Annotated in this window: 2 protein-coding genes; both read right to left on the bottom strand. The window is 64.5% G+C overall.

Annotation, left to right across the window (positions count from 1 at the left end):
- Nucleotides 1-74: 74 nt before the first annotated feature.
- Entirely contained in the window at nucleotides 75-4,994 is a 4,920-nt protein-coding gene (locus tag ONV78_RS08295; RefSeq protein ID WP_279502502.1) for a non-ribosomal peptide synthetase, read from the bottom strand.
- Nucleotides 4,994-10,954 (bottom strand): type I polyketide synthase, encoded by a 5,961-nt coding sequence (locus ONV78_RS08290; protein WP_279502500.1) that lies wholly within the window; start codon nucleotides 10,952-10,954, stop codon nucleotides 4,994-4,996. The genes ONV78_RS08295 and ONV78_RS08290 overlap by 1 nt, the downstream gene beginning before the upstream one ends.
- Nucleotides 10,955-10,969 lie beyond the last annotated feature (15 nt).

Here is a 10,969-nt window from a genome sequence, read left to right as displayed (position 1 = left end):
ACGCCTTCAGCGGCGCGGACTTTGCGACCGCTGAAGGCGTTTTCCCGCACGTCTTCCCATACGAGCGGAACGGGTTAACTCAACCGGTCTATGAACTCATCCAGTTCCTCCAGGTTGAAGCCGTCATAATCAATGTCCGCCGGGGTCAGCTCCGCTTCGGTTTTGCCGGCGGCGTGGCGGATGATGCGGCGCAGATCGTCCATCAGGGCTTCCGCGAACTTCACCAGATCGCCGGCGCTGAAACAGCCGGCGCAGCCGGTCAGACGCAACTGCAGGCAACCGTCCAGCACCAGCGCCACCACTTCCAGCGCCTGCAGGTTCAGCGCCTGCGGGTCCCGTGTTGGTCCGGCGTTTTCTTCCGCCAGCTGGAACAGGTCGCCGGTGAAAGTGCGGTCGAACTGGCCGAGATAGTTGAACGCCACCGCAGGCAAGGGCGCAAAGGCGATGGCGTCGTCGCTGTCGATATTCTTCTGGTCGCGCATGTAGCGGAGGATGCCGTAGCCCGCCCCCTGTTGCGGCGCGCTGCGCAAGGTCTCTTTCACCACTTTGATCTGGCGGTCGATCTCGTCTTCAGCGTTAATCGCGAAGGCGAGGGGGTACAGACTGGTGAACCAGCCCAGGGTTCGCGAGATATCGAGACCGGTGCCCAGGTCTTCGCGGCCATGTCCTTCCAGCAGCAGGCTGGGCGACGCCAGATCCTGTCGCATCAGCGCCCGCAGGAGAGCGGTGATGAGCAGTTCGTCTCCCCGGGTGCGGTAGCCTTGATTGGCGTCGCGCAGCCATTGTTCGGTGGCTCCGCCGTCAAGATGGCTTTCCACGTAATGGTAGGCGGCCTCGCGGCGCTGCAGGCGCGCAGGCGTTGGCTGACTGGCGCGCAGGCTCTCCTGACGCCGCCAGTAATCCAGCTCTTTCTGGGAAAATACCGGCGCGCCGCTGTTGACGGCCTGCGCCCATTGCGCGAAATCCGTCACTGGCGTCAGGGTAATCTCCGATCCGGAGACGGCCTGTTCGTAGGCCTGGGTCAGGTCTTCCAGCAGCACGCGCCAGGACACCGCGTCCATGATCAGGTGATGGGCGGTCAGAAACAGACGTTGCTCGCCGTCGCCCAGGCGATACAGCGCTGCTTTGAAGAGGCCGCCTTTGCGCAGGTTGAAGCGGGTCTGCAGGTCCGCCATATGGGCTTCCATTTGCGCTGTGAGGTCCGCCGTCGGGTCTGTTGAGGCGTCTGTGGAGTCAGACGAGGTATGCAGGTCAATGACGCTCAGTACGCTGTCGGGGTCCACTTCCACACGCACCTGACGCAACTGGTCCGGCTCGCCCTGGAAGGCCAGTTGCAGCGCGCCGTGGCGGCGCAGCAGGGCGGCCAGACTGCGCTGCAGCGGCTCTATTTGCAGCGCCTGGGCCGGACGCAGCAATACCGCCTGATTGTAATGGTCGTGACGACCTTCAAAGTGACTGAAGAACCAGCGCTGGATCGCCGTCAGCGGCGCTTCCGCCGGCGCGGCGTTGAGGGCGACAGTCTCTACGATGGCCTGCAGTTGCGGCGCCAGTTCGGCGATGCTGCGGTATTCGAAAATCTGTCTGACTTCCATGCGCCAGCCCATCTGGCGCAGCCGCGCGGAGATCTGCAGCGCCTTGATGGAGTCGCCGCCGAGGGCGAAGTAGTCGTCCTGGGCGCTGATATCGGCCACATTCAGCACGTCGCTCCAGACCTCCGCCAACGCGGTTTCTCTGGCGCCCTCAGGGGCGCGGCGCGGGCGTTTTTCCTGGTCAGGAGCGGTGGCTTCGCATTGCGGCAGGGCGCGACGGTCGATCTTGTTGCTGGCGGTGAGCGGCATCTGTTCCAGAAACGACCAGCGCGTCGGAATCATATAGTCCGGCACGCGATCCTGCAGAAAGCCGCGCAGCGCCTCCACCGCGGGCGCCTGCGCCTCTTCCCGCAGGGTGAGATAGGCCGCCAGTTCGTGGCGTCCCGGTTCGGTTTCCAGGGCGATCGCCGCGGCTTCCGCCAGCGCGGGATGCTGACGCAAGTGCGACTCAATTTCTCCCGGCTCCACCCGATGGCCGCGAATTTTGATCTGCTGATCCATGCGGCCGAGATATTGAATGGACCCGTCCGGAAGCCAGCGTCCACAGTCGCCGGTGGCGTACAGGCGGCGTTCGGAAATTTCGGGGTAATAGGAGAATTTTTCCCGGGTCAGGGCGGGTTGATTCAAATAGCCGCGGCCGACCGGGTCGCCGCCGATGAATATCTGGCCGGGGGCGCCCAGAGGAACCGGCTGACAGAACCTGTCCAGAATGAACGCCTGCGCGTTGGGCAGGGGCGTCCCAATGGGAACGATGGGAAAGTGATAGGGATTGTCCCGGGGGACACGCAGCGCGGTCACGTCCACGGTGCACTCTGTAGGGCCATAAACGTTGAACAGCGTGGCCCTGGGGTTTTGCTGATAAAACGACTGCGCCAGCTCCCGCGTCAGCGGCTCGCCGCCGGTAAGCAGGGCGTCCAGACGCAAGCCGGGGGTCGCCGGCAATCTGTCCGCCGTCATGATCGACAGCAGGCTCGGCGTGCAGTCCGCCACCACCACATTGTGGTCCAGAAAACACTGAGCCAGACGCGCAGGCTCCAGACGCTTCTCCGGCGGCGCGATCAGTAGTTTATGTCCCAGCAGCAGGGCGGCGAAGATCTGTTGCACCGAGGCGTCGAACACGGGATTGGCCAGCAGCGCCACGCACACCGGCTCCTGATAATTCTGATAAACCAGCTCCCGTAGCCCTTCCACCAGATTCAGCACATTGTGATGCTCCACCTGACTGCCTTTGGGGGCCCCGGTGGAGCCGGAGGTGTAGATGATGTACGCCAGTTGGCTGCGTTGTATGGCGAGTGGACTGGTCGGCGCGGCCACGGGTTTGGTCAGGGCCTGCTCAATGCAGATCAGCTCGGCGGGATAAGGCGCCACGATGGAGCGGGCGGGGTTCAGCGTGGCCTGGTCGACCACGATCAGGCTCAACTTGGCGTCGCGGATCTGATGGTGCAGGCGGGCGCGGGGGTGGGCGATGTCCATGGGCATATAGCCGGCGCCGCTTTTCAGGATGCCGAGGATGCCGATGATCAGGTTGACGCTGGGTTGTACGCACAACCCCACCGGCTGGTCCGGCAACGCGCCCTGATGGCGCAGGCGCGCCGCCAGCGCGTCGCTGCGTTGGTCCAGCTCGGCGTAACTTAACTCGCCGTCGTCGGCGATGACGGCGGTCAGCTCCGGGTTGCGGGCCGCCTGTTGGCGGAAGCAACTGACGATGTCGTCTCCGAGAATGGGCTCCTCCACCGGGCGCGCCGAGGCGGGAGGCGAGCGCCAGTGTTCGTTGAAGGCGCGGAGCTGACGCAGGTCTTCGGCGTCGATCATGGTCAGCTGATCCAGTTCGGCCTGCGGCGCCATGATTACGCTGTCCACCAGGGTTGCGAAGTGCCGGGCCATGCGCTCAATAGTCCCTGACTCAAACAGGTCGAGGCTGTATTCAAACTCGCATTGCAGGGCGCCGTCGGTCTCCGTGACCAGCAGCGACAGGTCGAACTTGGCGCTGCCCCGGTTGATCGGCAGGGATTCAATCGTAAGGCGCGGCAGCCGCAGGCTATCCATGGGCGCGCTTTGCAACAGGAACATGACCTGGGCGATGGGCTCGTAGCCGGGGCGGCGCTCCGGTTGCAACGCCTCCACCAGTTTATCGAAGGGCATTTCCTGATGTGCGAACGCGCCCAGGGTGGTTTCCCGCACCTGTTGCAGCAATTCGATGTAATTGGCGACCCCGCTGAGGTTGACCCGCAGCGCCAGGGTATTGACGAAGAAGCCCACCACGTTTTCCAGCTCGGGACGCTCCCGGTTGGCCACCTGGGTGCCCACCACCAGATCGCTGGCGCCGCTGTAGCGTTGCAGCAATATGTTGAAGATCGCCAGCAGCGCCATGAACAGGCTGCACCCCTGCCGCTTGGCCAGGGCCTGCAGGGCGTCGCCCCGATCCGCGGACAGGGTGATGAAATGGCTGGCGCCGCGATAGCTGCGTTGACGGGGGCGTGGGTGATCATAGGGCAGATCAGGGGGCGGCGGCAGGTTCTGCAGGCGCGGCAGCCAGTATTCCCGCAAACGCGGCAGCTCCGCCGGCAAGAAGCTTTGCTGTTGCCAGCAGGCGTAATCCGGGTATTGGGTGGACAATGGCGGCAGTTCGCCGGAACCGGCGTAAAGCGTCATCAGCTCACGAGTGAGAATGCCCTTGGACCAGCCGTCGGCGATGATGTGATGCAGGGTGAACAGCAACACGTGGCGCTGCGGTCCCAGTTTCAACAGACGCGCCCGGGCCAGGGGCGCGCGGCCCAGATCGAAAGGGGCCAGGGCCTCCGCATCCGCGAGTCTGGCGGCGGCGCGCTCCGCCGCGCCGGGCTCCAGACTGCTCAGGTCCTCCTGGGTCATCGACAGGGTCGCCTGTTCGGCGATGTGCTGACGGGGCCCGTCCGGCCCTTCGATAAAGCTGACCCGCAGGGCTTCGTGACGGTCCGCAATACGTTGCAGACAGTGACGCATCAGACTGACGTCGATGACGCCGTCCAGGCGCAACGCTTCGGGAATATTATAGGCGGCATCGCCAGGTATATCGTAGGCGGTATCGTCAGATATATTACAGGCGGCATCGCCTCCCGGGCCGGTCTGCGGCTCCGCCATGGCCATCACGAACCAGAGCCCCATCTGATTCAGGGTCAACGGCGCATTGTTGGCGTAAGCCGGGGCGCGCGGCGGAATGCCCCGGCGCGGAGCCACCGCCTGCAATCGCGGCGGCGCCGGTTGCCTGGGCAGCAGGGGCAGAATGGTCTCCTTCATGGTCTTGAGACGGGCGACCAGCTCCGGCGTCATGGCGTTTTTCGGAGCCCGGTAGCGTAGTTGCCCGTTATCATTCCAAAGCTGCACGCCGCTTTGTTCGACTTCCCGCAGAAAGGCGTACACTTCCATCACAGCACCCCTTCATCCATTTCTTCCGACAGGTCCGTGTCCACGGCTTCCGGACAGGCGCGCTGCAGCCATTCGGCGAAGGCGGCCACGCTGGGGTAGTCGAACAGGGCCTGCATGCTGATATCGGGCGAGAACCGGCTTTTCAGCCGCGACGCCATCTTGATGGCGATGAGGCTGTCGCCGCCCAGATCATGGAAATTGTCGTGTCGTCCCACCCGGTTGACTCCCAGCACCTCGCGCCAGATGGCGGCGATGTCCCGTTCCAGCTCGGTGGCGGGCGCATCGGCGCCGACTTGCTCGTCCTGAGCCGCGTTGCTGAGTCGGCTCTGCTCGACGATGCGCTGCAGGTTGACGTTGCGGGAGTCCTGCAACAGAACGTCGATATGGCGACGGGACATCAGCACCTGACTGAGGCCGCGTTGGGACAGCATGCGCAGGAAGGCGTCGGCGCCGGTGGCGGGGTCCATGCCGCCATCCGGGTCCTGGCCGGTTTTCTGACGATACAGCGCTTCATAGGCGCAGGCCATGCCCACATGCCGCCAGCGTTCCCAGTTGATGGACAAGGCCGCCACGCCCTGGCTGCGGAGTTGATGGGCGAAGGCGTCTACGCAGGAGTTGGAGGCGCAGTATTCGGCGTCGCCGACCCCGGGCGCCACGGCGCTGGTGGAGGAGGACAGCGCTACAAAATCCAGCTCTTTGACCGCCAAGGTCGCCAGCAGATTGCGCACGCCGTGAGCCTTGGCGGCGAACTCGCCGGCGCTGGGATCAGGTTGTTTGAGCTGAATGGGGCCGCGGTTTTCGGAGGCCGCGCAATGAATCAGACCGTTGATGGGGCCGAAGCGTTGTTGCGCCTGCGCCAGTTGTTCCTGTAGCGCCGCCAGGTCGGCAATGTCCGTCTGCAAGGTCATGACCTGGGCGCCGAGGCTGCGCAGTCGGCGCAGCTTGGCGCTGCGGTCGCGGGCGCTCCGTTCCGCGTCGGGGCTGACCAGGGCGAAGGGGTCCGCCACGTCGGCGTCGCCAGCGGCGGCCAGTATCAGGCCGCAGTCGACTTCTTCCGGCCGCATATCTGCGCCGGGGAAAGCGCGCACGTTCTGATAGCCCAGCTCTTCCAGCAACGCACGCCACTGCGGCAGGGACAGGAGCGGACAGTTCTCCCGCAGGCCGTCGGCGAAATACCACCATCCCGCCGCCAGCCCATAGGCCATGTTGGTCCAGCGCTCAGTGTGGGTGGACTCTAGCAGGCACAGCAGGCCTCCGGGGGCCAGCAGACGTTGGGTCTGGCGCATGGTGGCGGGCAGGTCCGCCGTGGCGTGCACCGCGTCCAGTTCTATCACCAGATCGAAACTGTGCGGGTCCAGCCCCTGTTTCTCCGGCGGCAACGAGGCGTCGAATTTGGCGAAACGCATTTTGCCCGCCAGATCCGGATCTTGCTGAAAGCGTTCTTCCGCCGCCATCACGAAGCTGCGGCCGATATCGGTGAACCAGTACTCCACGTTCGCTTCACGCAGCGCGGGGGCGATCCAGTCGGTAAGGATGCCGGCCCCGGCGCCGATCTCCAGAATCCGCAAGGGTGTGGCGTCAGGCTGCGCCGCCCGGGCCTGATGCAGTTCCCGCAGCAGGCGTTGCAGTAACAGGCCGTACAGACGGTGATGCGTATGCTCCACGGTCTCCGCCGCCGCTTTCTGCAGCTTGTCGCCCTGTCCGGAGGGGTACAGCACGCTGATGGCGTCGATTTCGCCGGTGAGCGCGGGGCGATAGTGGCTGACGCAGTGATCCAGAAACGCCAGCATGGGGGCGAAGCCGGGATGTCGCTGACTGACTTCCTCGCGCAGGGCGGCGGTGTCAGGCAGTTGCTGCAGCGCGGGCAGAAGGCGCAATTGCTCGCTGTCCAGTTGCAGCAACCCGTCTTCAGCCAGAATGGCGAACATCCAGCGGAAGAACTTGTCGAAGCGGGCGTCCAGACCGCAGACCTGGATGAACTCGTCCACGCTGACGGCGTCTGTCTCGCCCAGATGGTCGCGCCACAGGGCGGCGATAAACTGGCCCAGATAGGCGGAGCACAGGCCGTGCAGATCGCTGCGCAGGCCCGGATGGGCGTCGACAATCTGAATCCCCAGTTCGTCCTTCAGCTCGCTTTCCATGGCGGCGATGCGCTTGGGCTCAGGCAACTGTTTGATGAGGCCGCCCTGTGTGGCGTCGGCGTCCTCGCTCCAGGCGGGAGCGGGCTGACGACCGGCCAGAATCAGCTTGGCGCGACATTGTTGCGCTACGCATTCCGCCAGTTGCAGGCCGATACCGCCCAATCCGCCGGTGATCAAGTACACGCCGTCATCACGCAAAGGTAATTGATGTGGGTCGCTGACCGCCGCGGTGGGCGTGGGCGTAAATTCGCAGACCCAGCGGTGATGGCGGGGCGGTTGCGTCAGATCCAGGCCGCGCAACGCCAGCAAGGGTTCATCGCTGGGACGCTGGGCGAGGTCGATCAGATCGCGACAGAGCGCGTCCTGCTGGGCTTTCGATTGCGGCGGGATAACGTCAATGCACAGGTTGCGCAGGTCGGCGTATTCCAAGGGCGCGACCTTGATCGGCCCCATGACCGCCGCCAGCTCCGGCGTAATGGTTTCATCTCCGAGCACCGTTTGCGCCGTGGCGGTGACGGCGCACAGCATAGGCGCAGCAGAGGTCAGGCTATCGAACTGCTGGATCAGCCGGATCAGGCTGCTGTAACCCAGGTTCAGCAGTTTCTCGCTGCGTTGCTGTTCGTCGGTGGCGTCGATGTGGGGTGCGTAGGCCCAGGCGTGCAACACGACATCCGGCGCCTGGGCGTCCGCCTGCAATTGCGCGAACAGAACCTGGAAATCTTCTTCCTTAGTGGGATCTATATGGAGTGCGTTCGCCGGGTGTGGATCTTGAGGCGCATAGGTGGAGCGCACCTGAGTCATACTGTCGCCGCGACGCTCAATTTCCCCCCGCAAGCCTTGGGCGAGCGAGGCGTCGTCCACCAACACCAGCCAGTGACGGGGTCTGGCGTCTGTATCTGGCTTGTCTGTATCTGGCTTGTCTGTATCTGGCTTGTCTGTATCTAGCATAGCAGGAGACGGCTGACCTGAGAGGTCGGCGGTCATGGGGAGACGCCGCCATGACGGCGCATAGAACCAGTCCTGTAACGGCGGCTCCGCCTGATGGATGCGGGCGCTCGGCGCGGCTGCCTGACCGCTGGGAGGATCTATCCAATGGCGCTGCCGGGCGAAGGGGTAGCCCGGCAAGTGCAGACGCTGGTAGCGACGGCGGGTCTCCGGCGCGGCGGCATTGATGACGTCGGCGTAATAGGCGCGCCAATCCAGGTCGCAACCGCGACGCCAGAGTTCCCCCAGCGTTTCCAGCAGCAGTCGCTCTGGATGCTCGCGACGGGACGCCGCCGGAATCAACGATAATGCGTCGTGACGCCAGCCTTGTTGATGAGCCAGGGCGGTGAGCGCGCGTCCCGCGCCCACTTCCACGCACACATCCACGCCCTCCCGCCGCAATGTCTGCAGGCCAGCGGAGAAACGCACCGGCTCCAGCATATGGCGCACCCAGTAGTCCGGGTCCGTCGCCTGTTCCGGGCGCAGCAGGTCGCCGGTCAGGTTGCTGACAATGGGAATCTGCGGCGCCTGCAGGCGCATACCGCGCAATAGCTCGCGCAAGGGGGCCGCCACCGGCTCCATGGCCGGAGAGTGGAAGGCGCCGCTGGTGTTGAGGCGCTGGCAGGTGACGCCCTCGGCGATCAGGCGCGCCTGTAGCTGTTCGATCGCCGCCGGCGGGCCGGACAGGGTGCAGCATTCCGGGCTGTTGACCGCCGCCAGAGACAGGCGTTCACCCTGGCCTTTGTCGCCGGCGTGGGCGCGCAGATAGGGAATGACGCCTTCTTCGCCAAGGGAGACCACCAGCATGGCGCCGGCGGCGGTGTCCTGCATCAAACGACCGCGTTCGGTGAGCAGACGCAGGGCGTCAGGCAGAGTAAACACCCCGGCGAGACATGCGGCGACATATTCGCCCAGACTGTGACCCAGTAACGTATTGGGTTGCAGGCCCCAGCTTTGCAGCAGACGCGCCAGGGAATACTCCAGCGCGAAGTTCAGCGGTTGCGCCAGAGCGGTGGGCGTCAGGGCGCGGTCTTTTTCCTTGTCGTCGCAAAGCAGCGAGCGGATATCCCGGTTCAGCAACGGCCGCAGCAGGTCCGCGCATTGATCCAGATCCCGGCGAAAAGAGGCGTAGCGACGATACAGGGAGCTGGCCATCCCCGCATATTGAGAGCCCTGGCCGGTGAGCAGAAACGCCAGTTGGTGGATAGGACGCTCTTCCTGATTTCCGCCTTCGTGCTCTTTCTGATTTCCGCTATCGCGCTCTTTTTGACCTCCGCTATCGCGGAATAGCGTCGCCTCCCCGTCGCTGACTGCATAAGCGCGTCGCTCCAGGCGTCGACGGCCGCAGGCCAGTGTGAAGGCGACATCCGGCAGCGCCTGCGCCGGCAGGTGTCGCAGATGCCCGCTCAACTGTTCCTGTGCGCTTTTCAGCGCGGTTTCCGTGCGGGCCGAGACCAGCAACAGTTGCGGCAGGGCCGTCTCCGAATCTTGAAGGGCATTGGCGTCGACACAGGCGTCCGGGGCCTGCTCCAGCACCACATGGGAGTTGGTGCCGCCGACGCCGAACGAGCTGACGCCGGCGCGCCGGGGTAAATCGGCGGGCCAGTCGATGGCGTCGGCGTTGACGAAAAACGGGCTGTTCTCCAAATCCAGCTTGGGGTTGGGGCGCTGGAAATGGCGGGTGGAGGGAATTTTGCCATGCTTGATCGCCAACGCGGCCTTGATCAAACCCGCCATGCCGGCGGCGGTGTCCAGATGGCCGAAATTGGTTTTCACCGATCCCAGGGCGCAGAAGCCTTTGCGCGCGGTGGTCAGCCGGAAGGCTTTGGTCAGCGCCGCCACTTCGATGGGGTCGCCCAGGGGCGTCCCGGTGCCGTGGGCCTCCACGTAGCTGATGGTGTCCGCAGAGATGTCCGCCAGGGCTTGCGCCTCCGCGATCACCGCCGCCTCGCCGTCCACGCTGGGCGCGGTGTAACCGATTTTATCGGCGCCGTCGTTGTTGATGGCGCTGCCGCGAATCACCGCATAGATATCATCGCCGTCTTCCAGGGCGTCCTCCAGTCGGCGCAGCAACACCACGCCCACGCCGCTGCCGCCCACCACACCCTGGGCGTCGGCGTCAAAGGCGCGGCATTGGCCGTCGGGGGAGGGAATGCCGCCTTCCTGATACAGATAGCCTTCTTCCTGAGGCACACGCAGGGTGGAGGCGCCGGCCAGGGCCATATCGCACTGGCAGGACAGCAGGCTCTGGCAGGCCAGATGCACCGCCACCAGGGAGGTGGAGCAGGCGGTGTTGACGTTGAAGCTGGGGCCCTTCAGGTCCATTTTGTAGCTGACCCGGGTGGCGGCGAAGTCCTTGTCGTTGCCGATCAGCAGTTGATAATCCATGTCCGGCCCGGTGTATTGCGGGTGCGGAATGATATTGCGCAGGATATAGGTGGGCATGCCCACGCCGGCGAAGACGCCGATACGGTTTTCCTCGCCCTGTCCGGTGTGGCCGGCGTCTTCTAGCGCGCACCAGCAACTTTCCAGAAACAGCCGATGCTGCGGGTCCATCATTTCCGCTTCCCGGGGCGTATAGCCGAAGAAAGCGGCGTCGAACTTGTCGTAATCGTTGACCACGCCTTTGATGGGAACGTAGTCCGGGTGGTCGATCAACGCGGCGGGAATTCCCGCCTGCAGCAGTTGTTCACGGGTGAAGCGGGTGGTGGAGATCACGCCGTCGAGCAGGTTGCGCCAGAACCCCTCGATGTCGTCCGCGCCGGGAAAGCGGCACGCCATGCCGACAATGGCGATAGCGTCCGCTGGGATGTCTTGGGATAGGGTGTCCTTCATGGTTATATTCTTTTT

Origin of the sequence: Hahella sp. CR1 (assembly GCF_029813005.1) — a bacterium.
Taxonomy (GTDB): domain Bacteria; phylum Pseudomonadota; class Gammaproteobacteria; order Pseudomonadales; family Oleiphilaceae; genus Hahella.
This window is presented reverse-complemented; position numbering and strand designations above follow the sequence as displayed.